This window comes from Candidatus Symbiopectobacterium sp. 'North America' (assembly GCF_015762685.1).
Classification (GTDB): Bacteria; Pseudomonadota; Gammaproteobacteria; order Enterobacterales; family Enterobacteriaceae; genus Symbiopectobacterium.
Window position 1 is genome coordinate 1 of sequence record NZ_PEHF01000079.1, and the last position, 22417, is coordinate 22417.

A 22417-nucleotide genomic window follows, 5' to 3' on the forward strand; every position below is an offset into this window, starting at 1 on the left:
CCATAAAGACGCCGGATAGATTTAAGCAAGCCCAACATCAATCGAAAATCAGTGTTGCAAAAACGGGGGGTGACTATAGATTTTTATAGTGATTGCCGCTCAATCGCGATCAAAAGGTTTCCCAATTCTGATTGTCATCCGGCTTGACCCGTTTTGTGCCTGCCGCAGGCAACGCAGGGTTGCTCTGCACTGACGTTGGCGCAGCAGCGCCCGTCGAGGCTGCCAGCGCGCGGGTGGGCACTGACGAAACTATCTGGAATACCGCAACCGCCTGCGTTAAACGCCCGGCCTGATCCTCCAGCGATACCGCCGCCGCATAGGCCTCCTGCACCAACGCTGCATTCTGCTGCACTGCACTATCCATTTCCGACACCGCCTGACTCACCTTGCTGATGCCTCGGCTCTGTTCATCAGACGCGGAGGCGATTTCCCCCATGATGTCAGTCACGCTGGTGACCGCCTGAACGATCTCCCCCATGGTTTCTCCCGCCTGTGACACCAGATGCGCGCCGGTATCAACCAGGAGACCGGACTCACCAATCAGGGATTCGATCTCTTTTGCCGCCTGTGCACTGCGCTGCGCACTTCACCGGCCACCACGGCAAACCCGCGCCCTTGCTCACCGGCACGGGCGGCTTCAACGGCGGCATTCAGCGCCAGAATGTTGGTCTGGAAAGCATGACGGAAGTAATGTCCGACTGGTAGAAATATCGCTCATGGTGGTCACCACGTTATTCACGATATCATCGCCCTTCTCCGCTTTGGTTGAGGCATTTTTCGCCAGTTGGCTGGCATGGTGGGCGTTATCGGAGTTTTGTTTCACCGTAGCCGTCAGTTGTTCCATACTGGCGGCCGTCTCTTCTAGCGCGGCGGCCTGCTGCTCCGTGCGTGAGGATAGATCGATGTTACCCGCAGAAATTTCCGTGGCCCCCAGATGAATCGCCGTTGCCCCTTCGAGCACCACACTAACCGTTTCTGCCAATGCTGCCTGCATATTCTGGACATTCTGTCTCAGAATACCAATTTCGTTACGCCCCATCTCACTAGCACTTTGGGTTAAATCCCCGGCGGCAATACGTTGAATGCGCGTCACCAACCGATCCAGCGGAGCCAGTAATGCATTGCGGATAATCACGTAGATGATCGCAGCCATCACAATGGAAGCCACAAAAGAGAGCGCCATCAGCATAAAGCCCCGGCGCGAATTGGCCTCGGCGTGCTGGTTGATTTGCGTAGCGTTATCCGTCAGATAACGCACCGCTTTACGCACCGATTGCGCGTAGTTCTCGTCCAGTTTGCGCGCTTCATCGCTTTCCAGTGAAATGACTTCTTCAAATTCGCCTCGCTTCGCCGCCTGGATGATCAGTTTGACCGCCTTATCGCGGTATGCCGCGTAGTTAACGGCGAGCTCATCATCCAATTCAGCGGGCGCGTTGAATTTATCCGGCCGGGCCAGATATTCATCGAAGCGTTTTTGTGAGCTTTTTACCCGGTTTTCCGCCAGTGTCAGTGCGCTTTTATAACCCTCTGCATCACCAACGCGCAACTGATCCATGCTGCTGCTGATGCCAGCACGCACATCAGAAACCAGGTTAGCCCGATCTAATGCATCATTACTCTGTTTAAGAAAATAACTCGCCGTACCGATGGAGATAGCGAACAGTAATAAAATAATCGTTAACAGACTAATAAATAGCGTAACAAGTCTGATGTTGTTGATATAAGCTGAATTTCCTTTTAACTCGGACATGACTGTTATTCTCACTTCGACAACGGCTGGTATGGATATCCCTTCCGCAATGCATCATGAACAGCATTGGCGTTGCTAAAAAAACATCGTCAGATTCATGTTTTATCGGCAATGGCGTGAAAACATCCATCTTGAAGTCGTGATCATAATCACACTTCAAATAAAGTGGCGTTGTTTTTCTAAAAATAAGAAATATGTTTTCATATTATATAACGCGTCACATTATCAGGATAAAGGTGTGGTCGGCGTGACATATTCCGCCAGCGCATCATGTTGCAGCACAAATTCGATAAAGCAGGCCATTGCGGGAGAATTAAGTTTCCTGCTGGGATAAACCAAATAGAGTTCATTAGGTTCTGCACGCCATTCAGGCAACACGCGCACCAATGGTCGGGACAGATCGACTCCATCGACAAGAAACGCGGGCAACAGGGTAATGCCCGCGCCCGCCATCGCACATTCACGGGCATACAGCAGATTGTCCGTGGTGTGCGTCAGCGGAAGCAGCCAGCGATAATCCTCACTGCAGCGCTGCAATGACCACTCCGCCCAGGCACGATGGGCAATGCATTGGTGAGACTGAAGCTGCTGCGGATGCACCAATGCCGGGTGGCCCGCCAGATAGTGCGGCGATGCCACCAGATAACGCGGCGTCACACCCAACGGTCTGCCAATCAGAGACGAATCCAGCGGCTTGCCGGTGCGAAAGGCCACGTCAAACCCTTCATCGACTAAATCCACCAGCGTGTCAGAGATGGCAATTTCCAGAGATACGGCGGGAAAGCGGCGCTGAAACTCGGTGGTCAAGCGCGCCAGCAGCGTGGCACCGAAACCAGCCGGGCTGGTGATGCGAAGCCGCCCGCTCGGATTATCACGTAAATGTTGAATAGCGAGATCGGCCCGCTCACTGGCATCAGATAGCGCTCGCCAGCAAACGTCAGGCTGATCTTGCGCGTAGTGCGGTTTAGCAGCCGTAACCCAAGCTGCTGTTCGAGCTGACTGATACGCAAATTGAGGCTGGATTTGGCCATGCCAGCCTTGAGCGCGGCCTGTGTCACACTGCCACATTCGGCTACTAGCGCAAACAGAGCCATATCTTGCCACTGCCTGAACATGGAAGGTTTAAACATAACTGTTCGCCTATAACAAACACTTCGTTAATGATTGTCCATCTTATCAGCACGATGAGTTCGTTCTACACTTTTCTCATCGAAACAATGAGTAACAGATCATGACCGTACATGCTATTGCCGTTGACCCACAACATCCCGAACGTTTTATCGCCATTACCCAAGAGCAGCCGCAACCTGGCCCATACGATCTGCTGGTTGAGGTAAAAGCGGTATCCATCAATCCTGTCGATACCAAAGTCCATGCCGGTTTGCGGAAAAACGAATTGGCTGAGCCACGCGTGTTAGGCTGGGATGCCAGTGGTACCGTACTTGCCATTGGCGATCGCGCCAGCGGTTTTCAGGTGGGCGATGAATTGTGGTATGCCGGCGATATCACACGCGCTGGCAGCAAGAGCTCGCATCAACTCATTGATGCATGGATTGTGGCGCATAAACCGGTATCCCTTGACTGGGCCGCCGCCGCTGCGCTGGTTTGCAGATATTGGGCAGCAATGTTGATACCTTGCTCGGCAAAAATGGTGTTGATGGCCGTCAGTTCGCCCGGGCGATTTTCGTGAATGTGCAGCAAACGAGCGCGATCGCTCTGCACCGGCAGGGAAACTTCCGGGAAGTTAACCGCGGACAGCGTCGAACCGTTGTCTGAGTACTTCGCCAGTTTACCAGCCACTTCCGTATCGATGTTCTCCTGCGCTTCCTGAGTGTAACCGCCAATGTGCGGCGTCAGCAGCACGTTGTCAAACTCCAGCAGCGGAGACACAAACGGGTCAGTATTGGTGGCTGGTTCTTGCGGGAATACGTCAATCGCAGCACCGGCAATGTGTTGGCTACGCAGTACTTCACACAGAGCAGGGATATCGACGACCGTACCGCGCGAAGCGTTGATCAGGATAGAACCCGGCTTCATCAGCGCCAGCTCATCTGCGCCCATCATGTTCTGGGTGCTCGCCGTTTCCGGTACGTGCAGGCTAACCACGTCGCTCATGTTCAGCAATTCGGACAGATGACGCACCTGCTGAGCATTACCTAACGGCAGTTTGCTCTCGATGTCGTAAAAGTAAACATGCATCCCCAGGCTTTCGGCCAGGATACCCAACTGGGTGCCAATGTGGCCGTAGCCAATGATGCCCAGTTTTTTGCCGCGCGCTTCAAATGAGCCCACAGCCTGCTTGTGCCACACACCACGGTGCGCTTTGGCATTGGCAGTAGGAACGCCGCGCAGCAACAGCAGCATTTCGCCAATCACCAGTTCCGCTACGCTGCGGGTATTGGAGGAGGGAGCGTTGAACACCGGGATGCCGCGCTTGGTGGCAGAAGGCAATTCAACCTGATTGGTACCGATGCAAAAACAGCCCACGGCAACCAGCTTTTCTGCGGCAGCAAACACTTCTTCCGTCAGATGAGTACGGGAACGCAAACCGACGAAATGCGCGTCAAGGATGGAGGCTTTCAACGCTTCCGTATCCAACGCACCTTTATGGTATTCAATGTTGGTGTAACCCGCTGCGCGCAGATTTTTCAACGCGCTGTGGTGAACCCCTTCCACCAGGAGGAATTTAATCTTGTCTTTTTCCAGTAATACCTTTGCCATTTCCCGACCTTATTTTCAGACTTCAGATGCCAATGAACCCATTTGCCAAACAGCCTCTGCCAACATAACAAAAATTACGCCAGCAGCAAGACAATCGATTGCTTCCCCGATGCTGCCAACGGCGTCACAAACTCCCTTTTACAGTAAAAAATAGGGATAACGCGTCACCTTGCCAGATGCCAAGGGAACAAAATAAGAAAAAGTGATATTAAGTACCAAAAGTGAGACTTTAACAACGGTGGGGTTTTTAAGCAAAAAAATCGGACGTTAGCACCTTCAATGCCAACGTCCGACGCGCAGGGGAGAAATTACTTCAGGGTTTTTACACCGTCCGCGGTACCGACCAACGCAACGTCAGCGCCACGGTTGGCAAACAGACCGACGGTCACCACACCCGCAATCCCATTGATACGGTTTTCTACGGCAATGGCATCTGAGATATCGAGGTTGTGCACATCCAGAATGACGTTGCCGTTGTCGATGACTACGCCCTGACGATAGACCGGCTGGCCGCCCAGTTTCACCAGCTCACGCGCCACGTACGCACGGGCCATGGGGATCACTTCCACCGGCAGCGGGAATGTGCCCAGAATATCCACCTGTTTGGAGGCATCGACAATACAGATAAACTGACGCGCGATGGCAGCAATGATCTTCTCACGCGTCAGCGCAGCGCCACCGCCTTTAATCATTTGCATGTGCGGGTTGATCTCATCAGCACCGTCCACATAGATATCCAGTTCATCAACCTCGTTGCTGTCGAACACCGTAATTCCTAAGCTTTTCAACTTTTCGGTAGACGCCACAGAGCTGGATACTGCGCCTTTAATCTGGTGTTTGATGGAACCCAGCGCGTCAATGAAGTGCGCTGCCGTTGAGCCCGTCCCCACCCCAACAATAGTATCCGTGCGGACATAATCCAACGCGGCCCAGCCGACTGCCTTTTTCAGTTCATCTTGTGTCATGGTCTGTATCGTGCCTGCAAATTACAGTGAGAAGAGAGAGGCGTATTATAGAGCAAGCGCCACCGAAAACGACGCCAATCGCCGCGCGTCCTTCGATTATTTTCGGCCATCAGTGTGAAATGGGACAAATTTTTAGCGTGTTCCGTCGGAAAAATGTGGCATAGTGCAAAGACCAAGTTTTATCCATAGGAAATGGCACCTTCATGAAACGACTGGACTATCGCACACTTCAGGCTCTGGATGCCGTCATCCGTGAGCGCGGATTTGAACGCGCCGCGCAAAAATTGTGCATCACTCAATCCGCCGTTTCACAACGCATCAAGCAGTTGGAGAACCTGTTCGGACAGCCACTGTTGGTCAGAACCATACCACCGCGTCCCACCGAACAAGGACAAAAACTGCTGGCGCTGTTGCACCAAGTGGAGTTGCTGGAAGAAGAGTGGCTGGGCAACGATGCCAGCAGCGATATCCCGCTGTTGCTGTCGCTGGCGGTCAACGCCGACAGTTTGGCAACCTGGCTGTTACCTGCGTTGCAACCAGTGTTGGTCGATTCCCCCATTCGTCTCAACCTGCAAGTGGAAGATGAAACCCGCACGCAAGAACGCTTGCGCCGTGGTGAAGTGGTCGGTGCCGTCAGTATCCAGCCGCAGCCGTTGCCGAGTTGTCTGGTGGATAAGCTCGGTGCGTTAGACTATCTGTTTGTTGCCTCACCAGATTTTGCCGCACGCTACTTCCCGAACGGCGTGACCCGTTCCGCGTTGCTGCGCGCCCCTGCGGTTGCCTTTGACCATCTGGATGATATGCATCAGGCATTTTTGCAGCAGAATTTCGATCTCTCGCCCGGCAGCGTTCCCTGCCATATCGTTAACTCGTCAGAAGCGTTCGTACAACTTGCACGACAGGGCACCACCTGCTGTATGATCCCGCACCTGCAAATCGAGAGAGAATTGGCAAACAGCGAGCTGGTCGATCTGACGCCGGGCCTGTTTCAGCGCCGTATGCTTTATTGGCACCGCTTCGTGCCAGAAAGTCGGATGATGAGAAAGGTGACGGATGCCCTGCTCTCGCATGGGCATCGCGTATTGCGCCAGTCCTGACGCGCGTTAGTCAGTCGTTACTGATTAGGTTGCAGTTTGAACACTACGTCAACCTAATCGTCAAACTGGATGCTTTGCTGCTCGTAAGTTTGCGCCACATCGGCCTCTGCCGCGACGCCCGCCGCTTTAAACATCCGGGCCATGGGAACGGGCTGATAGTTGGCAACCTGATAGCGGATGCTGTAAATCGGTCCCAGCTTGGCGTTGAATCCGATTGCCAATGCTTTCGCCTGGCTGGTCGCCGTTTCGATTGCCCGCTGACGAGCCTGCTCGCGATAGCCCTCCGGGTTGGCAACTCCCAACTCCACGCTGCGGATTTCCGTCAACCCCGCGCGCAGCGCACCGTCCAGTAAGGCGTTTAGCTGATCCAGTTGGCGTACGGTTACCGCCACCTGACGCACCGCACGATACCCTTTCAGTTCAGAACGACCATCTTTCAGAAAATCGTATTCAGGATGGGTACGCAGGTTGGCGGCGCTGATATCTTTTCTCTCAATACCGTGTTTTTCCAGATAGGCAAAATATTGCGCCACGCGGTCGTCCACCTGCTTTTTAGCATCAGCCACGTCTTTCGATGAAACGCTGACCTCAATCGCCAGATTTGCAATATCGGGCGTGGCATCCACGCTCGCTTTGCCCGATGTCACGATGTGCGGTCCGTTCGGCAATTCAGCGGCCTGACCGGACAGTGGAAGCGTACTTAATCCTAACAGGGCGGCTATCGCCAGTACTTTTAGCTTCACAGTGTCGTTTCTCCTGATTCCATTTACTAGTGCGCCGTTGCACGCGACGATGACGGCTGCGCGCCTGTGCGATGAATACGCCTACGGCTATAGATAAACATGGTGTTATTGATAAATATAGTGCACAGACTGGCTTGGCTTAACTATAGATGAATTCCGGAATACCGTAAAAAAACGTCAACTTACAACACTATTGCATACCAGAATGTGCGAGTTGCAGCGCAATACTCCACATGATGACGCCAACAAAGGCATTAATCACGCGCTGTGCTTTTGGTGTGTTCAGCCACGGTGCCAGCCAGGATGCCAGCAACGCCAATGCAAAGAACCACAGGAAAGAAGCAGTAATGGATCCCAAGGCAAACCAACTGCGCGCATCGGGTGCCATTTGCCCGCCAATGCTGCCTTGCACGACAAAAGTATCCAGATACACGTGCGGATTCAGCCAGGTGACAGCCAACACCGTAGCGATAACGCGCCAGCGACTTTGCCGTACGATATCCACGCTCACCACGTCGAGCTGACGCTTGAAGACCACGTTAAACGCGCCCCAGCCATACCAAAGCAGAAACGCAACGCCTCCCCAGGTGATCAGTAACAGCAACAGCGATGACTGACTCAGCAGCGCGCTACCGCCAAAAATGCCGGCGCAGATCAAAATGACATCGCTCAATGCGCACAGCAGGGCAATCATCAGATGATACTGACGCCGAATCCCCTGATTCATCACGTAAGCGTTTTGCGGCCCCAGAGGCAAAATCATCGCCGCACCCAGAAAAAATCCCTGCCAATACATACCAAATATGGTTCCCTACACTCTCCCGAATGAACAATTTAAGGGAGTGTATGGTGGTTTTTTCATTAACTGAAATTGAAGATTCTAATTATTCATTAGAAAATCTAATTTCGAATATCATGCAATGCAGAATGTGAAATTGACACTGTTTTGGTTCCGGTCTGCTTTTCATTACGTTGCAGTAGGAACGCAATGGCAAACAGCGAAAACATAAAGGGCAGTTCAAACAGCTCTTCCAGCAAATCCGTACGCGCGGTGTCGTAGACAAAGAGAAACGCAAATAAGCGGTGATGTTCGATGGTATCGACGATAACGAAATAGAGTACCAACAATAGGATATCCCACATCGGCAGGCTTTCTTGCCGGAAACGGCGAATAACCTCTCGACGAATCACAGGCAACAGCAGCGCACAGGCCGTCACGCCAATCAACACGATGGAGATAATGCGAAAGTAGAGCTTAGGCTCATCCGGGAAATAATTCCGTCCCCAACTGATCCCCCTGCCAAACAATAAGATCCACCAACTGATGCTCCAGAGCCAAAAGGATTTCGCAGCAGTCTCACGTCGCAATGGCCTGATATAGCACCAGGTGAACAGCGCACAAAACAGCAGCCATAAGGATTGAAACGTCTCAATGACCATCACGGCCTGGCTTTGCGCGGAAAAAAGCCGATTCCCGGTGTACAACAGTGAGATGGCAAAAATCGCGATCGCCACGGTGTGAGGATACAGGGTTTTATCAAGTTTCATAACGCGACACATATCAACCAATAACAACGGTTAGGGTAGGTCGATACGCTGGCTGTTTTTTTGCTTTTCGAGTGAAAGCGTTTAGGCATCCGTGTGCTTAGCACCGGATGCCTAAAAAGGACTAACTAGAATTACGCCTTCGTTGATGTTGACGGGGGTTGATGCAAATGCACATCCATTTGCGGATAGGGAATGCCGATCTGATGCTCATCCAATGCCCGTTTAAAACTTTCTAACAGATCCCATTTCACCGCCATGGCATCACCGTTGGTCGTCCAGACCCATACGACAAAATTCAGTGATGACGCGGCCATTTCATTCAAACGGATGGTGACGCCACGCTCATGCTGGATGCGCTTATCAGCCACGACGATATCCCCCAGCACCGTTTTGACTTGGTCAATATCAGCATCATAGGCCACACCAACGATAATTTCGGTGCGTCTGTCCGGCTCACGACTGCTGTTAATGATGTTTCCGGCAATGATTTTCCCATTGGGAACAACGATGATTTTACCATCTGGAGTGCGCATCGTTGTGGAGAAGATCTGCACCTGCGTCACCGTGCCAGAAACCCCGCCCAGATCGACAAACTCACCGGTACGGAACGGGCGGAACATCACCAGCAGAACACCCGCCGCGAAGTTTGACAGCGAGCCTTGCAGCGCCAAACCCACCGCTAAACCAGCGGTACCCAGTACCGCAATCACCGATGCGGTTTGCACGCCAATGCGGCTCAATACTGCAATCAGCGTAAAGGCAATAATCCCGTAACGCACCAATGCGGCGAGAAAATCCGCCACGGTGGTATCAATGCCCCGCGCCACCATCACTCTGCTGATAACGTTAGATACCACACGCGCCACCAGCAAGCCGATGAGCAAAATGATAATGGCAGCCACCACGTTCACCGCATACTGAATCAGCAGAACCTCATTATTGACCACCCATTGCCCCATACGGCTCAGGCTTTCGGTTACATCCAGTTCTTCCATTTGCACTCTCCCCTTTTTTGCATTTCACCCTTTGAAAGGGATGGTTCACACCCAAAATGGCCGCAAAGCGGGCCAGAAAAAATTAAGGCTCCTGATAAAAGGAGCCTCTTATTTTCATTCATTGCTTATCAATGCACTTATTAATATAGATTACAGTACGTCGATCGCTTTCAGTTCTTTAAACGCTTTTTCTAAACGAGCAACCATGGTTGCCTGGCCAGCACTTAGCCAAACGCGCGGATCGTAGTACTTCTTGTTCGGCTTGTCTGCGCCTTCCGGGTTACCCAACTGCCCTTGCAGGTAGCCTTCGTTCTTTTTGTAATACGCCAGCACGCCTTCCCAGGTTGCCCATTGGGTGTCGGTGTCGATGTTCATTTTGATCACACCGTAGCTCACCGCTTCGGCGATCTCTTCTGCCGTAGAGCCGGAACCGCCGTGGAACACTAAGTCCAGGCTATTGTGCGGCAGGTTGAATTTCTTGGAGACATATTCCTGCGAATTGTGCAGGATTTTTGGCGTCAGTTGCACGTTACCCGGTTTGTATACGCCATGCACGTTACCGAACGATGCCGCGATGGTGAAACGCGGGCTGATGGCATGCAATTTTTCGTAGGCGTAAGCCACGTCTTCCGGCTGGGTGTAGAGTGCGGAGTTATCAAGGTGGCTATTGTCCACGCCATCTTCTTCACCGCCGGTGCAACCCAGTTCGATTTCCAGCGTCATGTTGATTTTTGCCATGCGCTTGAGGTATTCGCTGCAAATCTCGATGTTCTCTTCCAGAGACTCTTCCGACAGGTCGATCATGTGGGAGGAGAACCGCGGTTTGCCGGTTGCGGCAAAGTGTTTTTCACCAGCGTCCAGCAGGCCATCCAACCAAGGCAGCAGTTTTTTCGCACAGTGGTCAGTGTGCAGGATAACAGGAATGCCGTAGTGTTCAGCCATCAGGTGAACGTGTTGTGCGCCAGAGATGGCACCGAGGATAGCGGCTTTCTGACCTTTCGCTTTCAGGCCTTTACCCGCTGTGAACGCGGCCCCCCCGTTAGAGAACTGAACGATAACCGGTGCGCGAACTTTCGCTGCCGCTTCCAGCACCGCATTGACGGAGTCAGTACCGACGCAGTTGACTGCGGGCAGAGCAAAGCCATTTTCCTTTGCTACTGCGAAAACTTTCTGAACGTCATCGCCAGTGATGACACCAGGTTTTACGAAATCAAAAATTTTAGACATGTTACGTGTCCCGTCTCGTTGGCCGTGGAGGGTTGAGATAATTTACTACGGGCCGGACGCATAGCGTCCGACCCCACCGTTGCCCACTCGACGAGGGAGCAACGGGTTGCCGGGTGACACCCCCGGCAAAGCGGCATTAATGCTTAGCACGCTCTTCCAACATGACTACCGCAGGCAGTTTTTTGCCTTCCACGAACTCCAGGAAGGCACCGCCGCCGGTAGAAATATAAGAAATCTTGTCTGCAATACCGAACAGGTCAATCGCGGCCAGCGTATCGCCACCACCGGCGATGGAGAACGCTTCGCTGTCTGCAATCGCCTGAGCGATGATTTCAGTCCCTTTGCGAAAGTTCGGGAATTCGAACACGCCAACCGGGCCGTTCCACAGGATAGTCTTGGCATTTTTCAGAATATCGGCCAGACGCTCAGCGGAGACATCACCCAGGTCCAGAATCTGTTCATCATCTTTGATGGCAGTAACAGACTTCAAGGTTGCGGTTTCGGAGAATTCCGTCGCCACGCGCACGTCGCTCAGTACCGGAATATCGCAGGTTTCCAGCAGTTTTTTCGCTTCAGGGATCAGATCCGCTTCGTACAGCGATTTGCCCACGTTGTGACCCTGTGCCGCCACGAAGGTGTTGGCGATGCCGCCGCCGACGATCAGTTGGTCAGCGATTTTGGACAATGAACCCAACACGGTCAGTTTGGTAGACACTTTAGAACCACCGACGATAGCCACCATCGGACGCTCTGGGTTGCTCAGTGCTTTACCCAACGCTTCCAGTTCGTCTGCCAGCAGCGGGCCTGCACAGGCGATATCAGCAAACTTGCCTACCCCGTGGGTAGAAGCCTGAGCGCGGTGCGCCGTACCAAAGGCATCCATGACGAACACGTCACACAGCGCTGCGTATTTCTTCGACAGCTCTTCGTCGTCTTTCTTCTCGCCTTTGTTGAAACGAACGTTTTCCAGAACCACCAACTCGCCTTCGGCAACATCAACGCCATCCAGATAATCCTTCGCCAGACGAACTGGAGAAGAAATTTTATCTTTCAGATAGTTAACAACCGGCAGCAGGGAGAATTCTTCGTTGTATTCCCCTTCGGTCGGGCGTCCCAGGTGGGAAGTCACCATGACACGCGCACCTTGTTTCAGGGCAATTTCAATGGTCGGCAACGACGCACGGATACGCGCATCAGACGTCAGTTTACCTTCTTTAACCGGCACGTTCAGATCCGCACGAATCAGTACGCGTTTACCCGCCAGATCCAGATCGGTCATCTTAATTACAGACATGGTGAATCCTCTTGTTGATTCTCTTATAAAGTTGTGTGATCGAGATTAAAATTCCTCGAAATTCAATTACATATAACTAAAAACCGTAGGCTGCCATCGCGCGTGTCGTATCCAGCATGCGATTGGCGAAGCCCCATTCGTTGTCGCACCAGACCAGCGTTTTTATCAGATGCGATCCACTGACCCGCGTCTGCGTACCGTCGACAATGGCACTGTGCGGATCGTGATTAAAATCAGCTGAAACTAAAGGTAATTCCGTATAGTCAACTATACCACGAAATGCTCCATGCGCTGATTTTTGAAAAATATTATTGATTTCATTAACATTTACTGCTTGCCTTACCGTTACGCTCAAATCAATGGCAGTGACATTGATGGTTGGCACGCGTACCGAAATCGCTTCAAAACGGTCAGTAAACTGCGGGAAGATGCGCGTAATGCCTGCCGCCAGTTTGGTATCCACCGGAATGATGGACTGGCTGGCCGCGCGGGTGCGGCGCAAATCGCTGTGGTACGCGTCAATCACCGGCTGATCGTTCATCGAAGAGTGGATGGTGGTGACTGTGCCGCTTTCAATGCCGAACGATTCATCCAGCAATTTAATAATGGGGATAATGCAGTTGGTGGTACAGGAGGCGTTAGACACAATGTGGTGTTCTGGCTTCAACGTATCGTGATTGACGCCAAACACCACGGTGGCATCAATATCATTGGCACCGGGGTGAGAAAACAGCACCTTCTTGGCGCCGGCGGCCAGATGTGCTTCGCCGTGCGCACGGCTGCCATAGACGCCGCTGCAATCAAGCACCACGTCGACACCCAGCTCTCGCCAAGGCAGCCCCTCAATTTCACGCTGATGCAATAGCAGAATGGCGTCATCACCCACGTAGAGCTGGTCACATTCCTGGCGTACATCCCAGGCAAAGCGTCCATGGCTGGTGTCATATTTAAGCAGGTGCGCCATACCTTCCGCGCTCGCCAGCTCGTTGATCGCCACCACGCTAATATCGGCCCGACGTCCGGATTCGTACAGTGCCCGTAACACGCTGCGGCCAATACGACCAAAACCGTTTATCGCAATACGAATTGTCATCGCATTCTCTGTATCAAGCTGAACACTCGAATTATGTAGGGCATATGCCCGTCATACTTCACGTTGCAGGTGTGTTGGCTGCGTTCGTTATTCGGCCCATCCCTGGGCCTCACCTCTTACGAGGCCGCCGCACGCGGCGTTCAAACCTGCTCCCGGCAGATTTGTCACCCGAATCACTTACCTGAGTAAGATCATCGGGATTCACTCACTTGCCGCCTTCCTGCAACATGAATTATTTAGGGTATAGAATAATCAGTACCAACAGCGGAATAAACTGTTAAGTAAGACTATTCTCGGGCAACGCCCCTCCCTTGACGATCCATCTGCGGGATAAATTCACCGCTATTCGGGATCAATCGCCCTAATTACGCCAACTGAAACGCTTCAGCCAGCATAATGCAAATTTTCATCAAAAGAAATATCTCGGCCAGAGCGCTTGCATAACAGTGACGCAGTTCAAAGAAAAGGGCTGAATCAGCATGGCAAGAAACGGTGTCTTGCCATGCAAACCGGTGTATCAGACGGGCTTAGTGCCCAAGAGATTAGGGTGGCGCAACATTTCTGCCAACGCCAGCATTGCCAATGATTGCCCATAGGAGCGCTGGCGAATCGGCACATCGGTATATTCTGGCAATGTCATAAATACCGGTGTATCGGAAGAGACTTCCGCCAGTTGCCCTTGTTGATCGATGCGCTCCAGCAGCGCAGCAATAGCGTTAACACCAGCATCAGCAAAGCGGCTATCGAGAATGCCGAGTCGAAACCCTTTCAGAAAAGCGTAGGCGATCGCCGCCGTGGCTGACGACTCCTGATAACTGTGCGGATCGTTGAGCAGCGTGTGCCACATGCCGTTTTCCGCCTGAGCGCTTAACAACGCTTCGCTCTGGCGCAGGAAGTTCTGTTCAATAAAACGCGACGACGCAGAGTGGTTTGCTCGCGTTAATTCCAGCAGTTCAACCGCCGTTATCGCCGCCCAGCCATTGCCCCGCCCCCATAACGCTCCGGCAAAGTGGTGTTTTTCTGTGAAATGCCAGCCGTGCCGCCACAGGCCGCTGACGGGATCGCTTAAAAATTGCGTATGCAACATGAACTGATAGATGGCTTCTTCGCAATAGGCAGGCTTGTTGAGCAGTTGTCCGGCCTTAACGTGGAACAGGCCGCTCATAAACAGGGTATCGACCCACAATTGCCCTTCGTTATTGCGCATAGCCGTGGTGTGGGCGAATTCCCCCATTTCGGTACGCAGCAGGCCCTGATCAATCCACTCGCCGTATTCATTCACCAGCGCGCGCCACTGCGCATTTTCCTGCTGTTTCAGCAGCGACACCAGCGTCAGCATCGGCGCGACGTGGTTGACATTCTTTACTGCCGCCTCAGCCTGATGGCGTTCAAACCAGGCGCTCAGGTAGTCGACATAGGTCTGATCCCCGGTCGCCTGGTACAAGCGCCAAATGCCATATAATCCGACGCCTTGCGACCAGTCCCACAGTTCGATAGACATATCTGAACCGTAGGCACCGATGGATTTAAGATAGGCATCATCCTCACGGATGGCAATGATCTCCTGATACAACGCGGCGAGTTTTGTGGTGATGACTGATTTATCCAGCATGGGTTTCTTCCTGAAGGTTGGGCTACAGAGACGCGCTTAGCAGCAACGTCTCTGTAACGTGGGGAAATTATTCCCCAATGGCGATATTAGCCTCACGCAGCAGCGCGATTAGGTGCTGTTTCATTTCCGGGTTGGGCGGCTTCGCGGGAGCGGACACGGCGGCAGAAATTGACGAACCGGTGAGGCGAATCGCTTCTTTTATCAGGCCGGTAAAAGGCACTTCCAGGGTATAGATCTTCGACAGCACGGCCAGGCGGCGCAGCAGCGCTTGCACCGCAACCATATCTTTATCCAAAAATGCCTGATAGATACCGCAGGTGATTTCCGGTGCAAAATTGGAGGTGGAGGGAATCACGCCATCACCGCTGAGCAGCAGCGTATCGAGGGCGTATTCATCAAAGCCGCAGAACACCAGAAAATTAGGATGACGGCCTTTCACTTCCGTGATCACCTGGCGAATATGGCTCATGCAATCAACGGTATCTTTGATGCCCACAATATTGGCGCAGCTGTCTGCCAAACGACCAATTAACTCTACGGACAGGTTTTGTCCGGTTAATGCCGGGAAGTTATATAATAACTGCGGAATAGCCACCGCATCAGCAATAGACTTGTAATGATTATAAAGGCGTTCATCGGACATCAGTGCATAATAGGGATTCACAATCATCACCGCATCCGCACTAATATCTGATGCGTGTTGCGTTAATGCAATGGCCTCCGCCGTCGAACAAGATGCGGTACCGATAATAACTGGTTTTCGCCCATTAACTTTTGCTACGCAAAATTCAGCAATCGCTTTGCGTTGCTCCTGGGAGAAATTGGCAAACTCTCCCGCACTCCCCAAAAATAAAAAACCGTTTATGGCTGAGTCAATTAATCTTTCAATTAATATTCCCATGCCTTCCGGATCAAATTGACCTTTCGCATCAAGAATTGTTGGAACCGGAGGAATAACACCCGCAAGTGTTTTAAACATAAGTCACCACCTTTTTTCCGTATGTGGAAAATGAATATTATCGCTATAATGAGGGTGGGCGCGCAGTTGGCCGCCGGAATTAAAACTAAAAATTAATCGCTGTTATTCTCTTTTAACGCTTTCAAACCGGCATTGATAACCTCAAGGATCTTGTCGGTATCATATATACAGCCCGCCCAGGTTCCGCCACTGACCGCCTGCAAGGCCGCCCATAAGCGCGTATCGTCGGGTAAATCTGGATGCGCCCGTAATTCAGGATGTACCGGGCGGCTCGCAAGCACGGCGGCCCCCTCTTAAGGAGTTGCAGCCATCGATCTGGGCGGCTTCTTCCATATCACGCGGCACACCGCGCAGGAACTGGATCAGCATGAAGACAAAGAACCCCTGCGTGGCAAAGGCCAGCGGAATATAGAGCGGCATGTAGCTGTTCAGCATGCCCATTTCACGGAACATGATGTATTGCGGAATCAACAACACGGTGCTGTGCAGCAACATGGTGGTGATCAGCGTGGCAAACCAAAAGTTCTTCCACGGAATTTCAAAGCGGGCAAAACCATAGGCCACGATGGTGGAGGAAATCATGGTCAGTATCACTTTCGGGATTACATACTTGAAGGTATTCAGCATGTAATGGCCAAAATTATATTCAGTGCCGGTTTTCCATCCTCGCACAAAACCGTCACTGGTCGGATTCTCCGGCCACAGCCCCAACGTGGTAAAGATCTCATGGTTCGGCTTAAAGGAGGCCGAGAACATCCATACCAGCGGATAAAGCATCAGCAGACCGACAATCAGCAAAATGGTGTAACGGATACTGGCATTGAATTTTTCACGGTGTAACGTCCGGCGTACTTCTGCCGCGGCAATCGCTTCAGCGGACGACACGCCCGTGTGGCCCTGAGGTAAATCAGCCATTTTTGCCCCCTTTATCGGCAGAGTAGAACACCCAGTATTTCGATGATTTAAACGCCACCGACGCAAAGATAGCGACAACCAGGAACAGTACCCACGCCAACGCCGCGCCGTAGCCCATATCGAAATATTTAAACGCGGTATCATAGATATAGAGCCAGAACAAGTAAGTATAGTGGGTGGGTCCACCGCCGGTAATCACATAGGGCGCGGTAAACTCCTGGAACGCCTGAGTGGTCTGCATAATAAAGTTAAAGAAGATCACCGGCGTAATCAGCGGCACGGTCACTTTGATGAACATCTGCCATTTGGTGGCACCGTCAATCATCGCCGCCTCATACTGGGATTGCGGCACGTTTTGCAATGCGGCCAGGAAAATCACCATCGCGGAGCCAAACTGCCAGACGCGCAATAAGGTCACCGACATCAGCGCCAGCGACGGTTCGCCCAGCCAGTTCACCGCTTCAATGCCGAGAATGCCAAGGAAGCTATTTAACAGTCCATCAATGGCAAACAGGGCGCGCCACAGCACGGCAATCGCCACGCTGCTGCTGAGAATCGACGGAATATAATAGGCGGTACGAAAAAAACCGATGCCGCGCAGTTTGAAGTTAAGAACGAACGCAATGCCTAATGCAAACGCCAGTTTCAACGGAATGGTCAGAAAAACATAGGCAAAGGTTACGCCCATGGATTTCCAGAATAATACGTCTTCCGTTAGCATATAACGGTAATTTTCCACCCCGTTAAATACCGGCGGATTCATTAAATCATATTCAGTAAAGCTCAGTACAAACGATGAGACAAAGGGGAATGCCGTAAATATCAACAGCCCTATAATATAGGGTGAGACATAGGCCAGACCCAATAGCTTGTTTTCATTCATGGGTACTTACCTATTGAGATGTAACAGGGTAAGGTTACTCACCCTGTCACAAATAAAAGCCCTGGTATTGAATATCCCCGCTGATTGACTCATATCAGCGGGAACGTGCGTAACAAATTAAAAAGATACTCTTGTCGCCGGGCGTGGATGCTGCATACACCCGGCGTTATTTTTTTGCAGAAAATCGGTGTTTTCTGTCAGATTTTATCAAATACCATCAGATGATTCTTTTCAGTACACGCTCACCTGCTTTCGGAAAACCGGTAGCTACGTCTTCAATAGACAGTTTTCAATAATCATATTGCTGGAAATAATCCAGGAATACGGACAGCAGTTTTTGGTTCTCAAAATAAGAGGAGACTTTCACATCGCCAGTCAGTTTATTCACTTGCTCCAATGACTGAGCCTGAATATCACCGCTTTTCAAGATGCCCTCTTTTTCCAACGTCGCTACAGCGATTTTGATCAGCGGAATAACGCGTTGCAGCCCCATGGTTTTGATACCGGCAGGGTCGTTAAGCATGTAGTTAATGAACTTGGCCGCTTCTTCTGGGTTTTTGGTGCTATTCCCGATAGAGAAAACCTGTGAAGGTTTAAAGAACAAACCGGAATCTTTAGCCCCCGGCAGCATCGGGTACGGCCCCAGCACTAACTGTGACGGCTCTTTGAGGCTGTCGGCGTAAGTGCCTTCTGTGGTCCAGATGTAGGTTCCACCCAGTTTACCTTTCAGCCACGGGCGGATCTCCCAGGCGTTGGCCTTACCGAAGGCGGTAAAATACTTCATGGAAGGAATAACGTGATTATCCACCAGCTTTTTATACAAGCCGAAGAATTCCAGCCACTGTTCCGGGGTGTAATTAAACTGCTTTTTCTCTTCATCGATCATGGCGATATTGTATTTCTGCACCATGTACGAATTGAGGAAGGTCAGAATCGAGGTATCCACCGCGCCGAGGAAGAACGGATAGTATTCATCCCCCAGTTTGCTTTTAAATACCGGACCGGCTTTCAGGATATCATCCCAGGTTTGCGGATATTCCAACCCAGCCTGCTGCCAGACGTTGGCGTTGTAATACATTAAACGGGCGGTTAGCGCGATAGGAATACCGTTCAGTTTTCCGCCGCGCGTTACCAGATTTTTGCCCTGATCGGTAAACTGACTCAGATCTATGTACTGAGACAATTTATTCAGATCGTAAAACCCTTCACCATTTTTGGAGAAAAGCTCTAACCAGTTCCAGTTAATCTGCATCACATCAGGCTCTGTTGAGCCCGCTAGCTGAGTACTGACGCGGGAAAGATAACCATCCCATCTGCTTGACTCTGCTTTTATCGTGACGGTAGGATGTTGCACTTTATACTGTTCGATGGTGGCGCGCGTCGCTTCATGGCGTTGGTTCCCTCCCCACCATGAAAAACGCATTTCAGTGTCAGCATGGCTCAGCCCTGGCGACAACATCATCAATAAAGCGGAATAACGCAGGAGCTTTTTCATTTTCATTTATATCATTCTCCATCATTGATACGTATTGGCAATGTCAGGCATTTATCCGCAGAGTCATATGACGAAGACTTATTAGGAGTCACTGCGTGTAGGGTGCGGATAAAGATCTGTTCTTAAAATCGCTATACCCTAAATAATTCGAGTTGCAGGAAGGCGGCAAGGGAGCGAATCCCGATGCGCTTACATAAGTAAGTGATTCGGGTGAGCGAGTGCCGCCAACGCACATGCAACTTGAAGTATGACGGGTATAATTGGCTATCCATTTCCTCCGATATATTCCCCAGTGTAATATTGGCCATCCCGACAGACGGCCAATCATGTTAAATAACCACCTATTTACGCGGTGGCAGTTTTACCGCCAGATCGTTAATCCGCACCGGCAATTCAGTACGCAAAGAGCGGTTGGCAGCGATACCCGTCAAAATGGAAAGTGCGCCATCCTGATAATCCGCAGCACGGTTCAGCGGGTCGGGTTCCGAGATACCAAACAGATCGCGCAGCATCACATTATCACCGCCGCCGTGTCCGCCAATGCCTTGCACCACGGGCACCACGTACGGCTCGTCAAACATCGGGAACACTTTGATTTCACAACCACGCAGTGCGCCTTCGTCTGATTTTTTGCTGCCGCCGTTAACGTAGGATTTTTCGACCAGCTTCATCTCGATACGACCACGGCTGCCGTTAAACACCACGTTCAGCCCTTCTCACGGCAGATAAGCATTCAGCGAGTAGGTCATGATGGCTTTGCTTTTGTAACGTACGATCACGCCAAGCGTATCTTCGATATTAATGCCATCGTCAAACACGCTCTTATCACGGTAATAACCATCTTCATGCTCGGCGTTGAGGTACAGCGACGTCAGTTGCTTGCTGTCTTTCATGAGCAAGGCAAAGGGGTCGTTGGCCGCCGCCTCGCTACCATGGGAGCGGTTATAAAACTCGGTCACGCCGCGTTCTTCCGCATTGGCTTTGCCGTAAAAACGCAAATCGCCCTGTGCATAGACGGTTTCCGGTTCAGAGTTGAGCCAGAAATTGACCAGATCGAAATGGTGCGTGGATTTATGGACTAACAGGCCGCCGCTGTTACGTTTGTTGCGGTGCCAGCGGCGGAAATAATCTGCGCCGTGCTCGGTATTCAGCAGCCATTCAAAATGCACGGAATAGACTTCACCGATAATGTTGGCGGCAATCAACTCAAGAATCTTGCTGTGGTGTGGTTCATAACGGTAGTTAAAGGTAACGCGCAGGCTGCGCCCGGTGTGCGCGACGGCATCGATAATTTCCTGACACTTCTCTTCATCAATGGTCATGGGTTTTTCACTGATAACATCACAGCCCAGTTCCATGGCGCGTACAATATAGTGATGGTGCGTGCGGTCGATGGAAGTGACGATGACAAAATCAGGACGCGTTTCCGCGATCATTTTATCGAATTCATCCGCCTTGTACGTTGGCACGGACTGATGCTCAAACTCGCCGATCATGGCGTTGGCATAATCCATTCGCGTTTGGTTGCTGTCGCAAAAGGCGACCAGACGACCTTCCTGACGGTAATCACGCGCTATTGCGGTCAGGAACAGACCGGAGCGGCCCCCTGTCCCCACTAAGGCATACTTTTTCATAACGACTCCGTAGTTATTAATTGCTTTCACTGGTGTAAACCCTGGCTGAGCATCACCTTGGATCTAAAAAAACGGTATCCCGATATCACTTTCTGTAGCGAACGGCTGACAGCTTGTAACAAGCGCTATCTAATGTGTTGACAGCATCCTATCCGTTCGCTATATTTTCCACATATGGAAATATTTTTTTATATATGGAATTTAAAGTCAGTATAGTGGTCAAGAATAAGGTGCACAAGATGAAAAAAAAGCCAGAAACCTGCGTGACGTCTCAAATCGTTGAGAAAAATGCAACTGACAACCCAGATGCAAACGCACCTGTTGACGCTAGAGATGCTCTTTCTCTCGCGACAAAATCCACCGCACCGGCGTTAACCAAAGGGTTTGCGATACTCAATCTGATTGCCAAGGAACCGGGGCTTAACCTGACAGCGATAAAAGACCGACTGGGACTTCCCAGCAGCAGTTGCCACCATCTGGTAACCACGCTGTGCCAACTGGGTGCCTTACAGCAGCAACCGGTGCAGGGGGGATATATTCTGGGGCTGAAGCTGTTTGAACTTGGCACCATCGCAGCAAATCAACGACGCATTGAAGAATTTGCCCTGCCCGCGTTGAAAGCCTTAGCACATGAGCTTCAGTTGACGTGCCATCTGGGCGTGATGGAAGGGAGCGAAGCGGTTTATCTTTTGAAGGTTGAAGGCAACAGCAGCATCCAGGTCAACACCTGGGTTGGAAAACGCCTTTCACTACACAGCTCCTCGCTGGGCAAGGTGTTGCTTGCCTGGTTACCGGAACAGGCTTTAGAAAAAAAGCTCAGCCATATCAGTTGGCAAACGAAAACTGCCAGCACGCTCACCTCGCCAGAAGCCTATCGCCAGCATCTCATCAGTGTACGTCAACAGGGATGGGCGTTTGATAATGAAGAAGATATCGTCAATATTCGCTGCCTTGCCGCGCCGATAACCGACAGCAGCGGACAGGTCATTGCCGCCATCAGTGCGGTTGGCACGGTGCTGGATATCGATCCGGCAAAGCTACAATGGATTATCGATCCGCTGTGCCGTACCGCCGCCCATATCTCCCGGCAACTGGGGAAGTAAATGAGGCATAAAAAAACGGCGTCTATCAGACGCCGTTGAAGTTGATGACAAACCTGCCTAAACCGTCATTCCCACCGCCCCCACCGTCATTCCCGCGCAGGCGGGAATCTCTGACAGGCGAAACGCGTTCATTCTCACCGAGATCCCCGGCTTTCGCCGAGGATGACAAAGGCACGAAGTGGTTTTATCCGCAGTCTGAGGCTTATTTCAGCAGCGTGCTGGCTTTTGCCACCACGTTATCCACCGTAAAGCCAAACACCTCGAACAGTTTTTCCGCCGGACGCCAGGTGCTCATGTTCAGCGTCACGCGCAGGCTCGCCAGTTGCTCTACCGGCTGGTGCGTCGGGCCGTCTTCGCCCAGAC

At 51.6% G+C, this 22417-nt stretch carries 15 protein-coding genes and 9 pseudogenes; 3 read left to right on the forward strand and 21 right to left on the reverse strand.

What is annotated here, in order from left to right:
- Positions 1-109: 109 nt before the first annotated feature.
- From CS369_RS25265 to CS369_RS16290, 3 genes and pseudogenes are all read right to left on the reverse strand, one after another.
- A pseudogene (locus CS369_RS25265) lies at positions 110-711 on the reverse strand (methyl-accepting chemotaxis protein).
- Positions 638-1750: a Tar ligand binding domain-containing protein gene (locus tag CS369_RS16285; protein WP_374191074.1), complete on the reverse strand. Its 1113-nt coding sequence runs from the start codon at positions 1748-1750 to the stop codon at positions 638-640. Before CS369_RS16285 ends, CS369_RS25265 begins: the two are co-directional and overlap by 74 nt.
- A gap of 225 nt (positions 1751-1975) precedes the next feature.
- A pseudogene (locus tag CS369_RS16290) lies at positions 1976-2865 on the reverse strand (LysR family transcriptional regulator).
- A gap of 116 nt (positions 2866-2981) precedes the next feature.
- Here CS369_RS16290 and CS369_RS16295 point away from each other — a divergent pair.
- Positions 2982-3353 (forward strand): annotated as a pseudogene (locus tag CS369_RS16295) (alcohol dehydrogenase catalytic domain-containing protein); the annotation flags it as partial.
- On the opposite strand, the pseudogene serA reads toward CS369_RS16295, so the two are convergent.
- Positions 3350-4471 (reverse strand): annotated as a pseudogene (serA, locus tag CS369_RS16300) (phosphoglycerate dehydrogenase); the annotation flags it as partial. The pseudogenes CS369_RS16295 and serA overlap by 4 nt on opposite strands.
- A gap of 308 nt (positions 4472-4779) precedes the next feature.
- The gene (gene rpiA, locus CS369_RS16305) at positions 4780-5436 is read right to left on the reverse strand and encodes a ribose-5-phosphate isomerase RpiA (protein WP_196907924.1); all 657 of its coding nucleotides are present in this window, start codon (positions 5434-5436) and stop codon (positions 4780-4782) included.
- Between the two features lie 203 nt (positions 5437-5639).
- Between rpiA and CS369_RS16310 the strand changes: the two genes are divergently transcribed.
- A complete protein-coding gene (locus CS369_RS16310; protein WP_196907925.1) occupies positions 5640-6533 on the forward strand; it encodes a LysR family transcriptional regulator ArgP in 894 nt (297 codons plus the stop codon).
- 53 nt (positions 6534-6586) lie between these two features.
- Here CS369_RS16310 and CS369_RS16315 read toward each other — a convergent pair whose 3' ends face one another.
- From CS369_RS16315 to CS369_RS16380, 14 genes and pseudogenes are all read right to left on the reverse strand, one after another.
- Positions 6587-7276 carry an oxidative stress defense protein gene (locus CS369_RS16315; protein WP_196907926.1) on the reverse strand — a complete coding sequence of 230 codons (690 nt, stop codon included), beginning with the start codon at positions 7274-7276 and terminating at the stop codon, positions 6587-6589.
- Positions 7277-7466: 190 nt separating this feature from the next.
- Positions 7467-8072 (reverse strand): arginine exporter ArgO, encoded by a 606-nt coding sequence (argO, locus tag CS369_RS16320; protein ID WP_374191075.1) that lies wholly within the window; start codon positions 8070-8072, stop codon positions 7467-7469.
- 104 nt (positions 8073-8176) lie between these two features.
- Positions 8177-8824, reverse strand: a complete 648-nt coding sequence (locus CS369_RS16325) for a hypothetical protein (protein WP_196907927.1) — start codon at positions 8822-8824, stop codon at positions 8177-8179.
- 131 nt (positions 8825-8955) lie between these two features.
- A complete protein-coding gene (gene mscS, locus CS369_RS16330; protein ID WP_196907928.1) occupies positions 8956-9819 on the reverse strand; it encodes a small-conductance mechanosensitive channel MscS in 864 nt (287 codons plus the stop codon).
- A 150-nt stretch (positions 9820-9969) separates the two neighbouring features.
- Positions 9970-11046, reverse strand: a complete 1077-nt coding sequence (fbaA, locus tag CS369_RS16335; protein WP_196907929.1) for a class II fructose-bisphosphate aldolase — start codon at positions 11044-11046, stop codon at positions 9970-9972.
- Between the two features lie 136 nt (positions 11047-11182).
- The gene (gene pgk / locus CS369_RS16340) at positions 11183-12340 is read right to left on the reverse strand and encodes a phosphoglycerate kinase (protein ID WP_196907930.1); all 1158 of its coding nucleotides are present in this window, start codon (positions 12338-12340) and stop codon (positions 11183-11185) included.
- A 76-nt stretch (positions 12341-12416) separates the two neighbouring features.
- Positions 12417-13433: an erythrose-4-phosphate dehydrogenase gene (gene epd, locus CS369_RS16345; protein ID WP_196907931.1), complete on the reverse strand. Its 1017-nt coding sequence runs from the start codon at positions 13431-13433 to the stop codon at positions 12417-12419.
- A 517-nt stretch (positions 13434-13950) separates the two neighbouring features.
- Positions 13951-15045 carry a glycoside hydrolase family 105 protein gene (locus tag CS369_RS16350; protein ID WP_196907932.1) on the reverse strand — a complete coding sequence of 365 codons (1095 nt, stop codon included), beginning with the start codon at positions 15043-15045 and terminating at the stop codon, positions 13951-13953.
- Positions 15046-15112: 67 nt separating this feature from the next.
- Positions 15113-16024 (reverse strand): dihydrodipicolinate synthase family protein, encoded by a 912-nt coding sequence (locus CS369_RS16355; protein ID WP_196907933.1) that lies wholly within the window; start codon positions 16022-16024, stop codon positions 15113-15115.
- A 92-nt stretch (positions 16025-16116) separates the two neighbouring features.
- Positions 16117-16317: pseudogene (locus CS369_RS16360) on the reverse strand (hypothetical protein); the annotation flags it as partial.
- Positions 16316-16939: pseudogene (locus CS369_RS16365) on the reverse strand (carbohydrate ABC transporter permease); the annotation flags it as partial. The pseudogenes CS369_RS16365 and CS369_RS16360, both read right to left, overlap by 2 nt.
- Positions 16932-17822 carry a carbohydrate ABC transporter permease gene (locus tag CS369_RS16370; protein WP_196907934.1) on the reverse strand — a complete coding sequence of 297 codons (891 nt, stop codon included), beginning with the start codon at positions 17820-17822 and terminating at the stop codon, positions 16932-16934. The gene CS369_RS16370 and the pseudogene CS369_RS16365, both read right to left, overlap by 8 nt.
- A gap of 217 nt (positions 17823-18039) precedes the next feature.
- Positions 18040-19317 (reverse strand): annotated as a pseudogene (locus CS369_RS16375) (ABC transporter substrate-binding protein).
- A gap of 341 nt (positions 19318-19658) precedes the next feature.
- Positions 19659-20951: pseudogene (locus CS369_RS16380) on the reverse strand (Gfo/Idh/MocA family protein).
- A 239-nt stretch (positions 20952-21190) separates the two neighbouring features.
- Here CS369_RS16380 and CS369_RS16385 point away from each other — a divergent pair.
- Positions 21191-22054, forward strand: a complete 864-nt coding sequence (locus CS369_RS16385; RefSeq protein WP_196907935.1) for an IclR family transcriptional regulator — start codon at positions 21191-21193, stop codon at positions 22052-22054.
- A 25-nt stretch (positions 22055-22079) separates the two neighbouring features.
- Here the strand turns inward: CS369_RS16385 and CS369_RS16390 are convergent, their stop codons facing one another.
- Positions 22080-22229 (reverse strand): hypothetical protein, encoded by a 150-nt coding sequence (locus CS369_RS16390; protein ID WP_196907936.1) that lies wholly within the window; start codon positions 22227-22229, stop codon positions 22080-22082.
- A 90-nt stretch (positions 22230-22319) separates the two neighbouring features.
- Positions 22320-22417, reverse strand: a pseudogene (locus CS369_RS16395) (hypothetical protein); the annotation flags it as partial.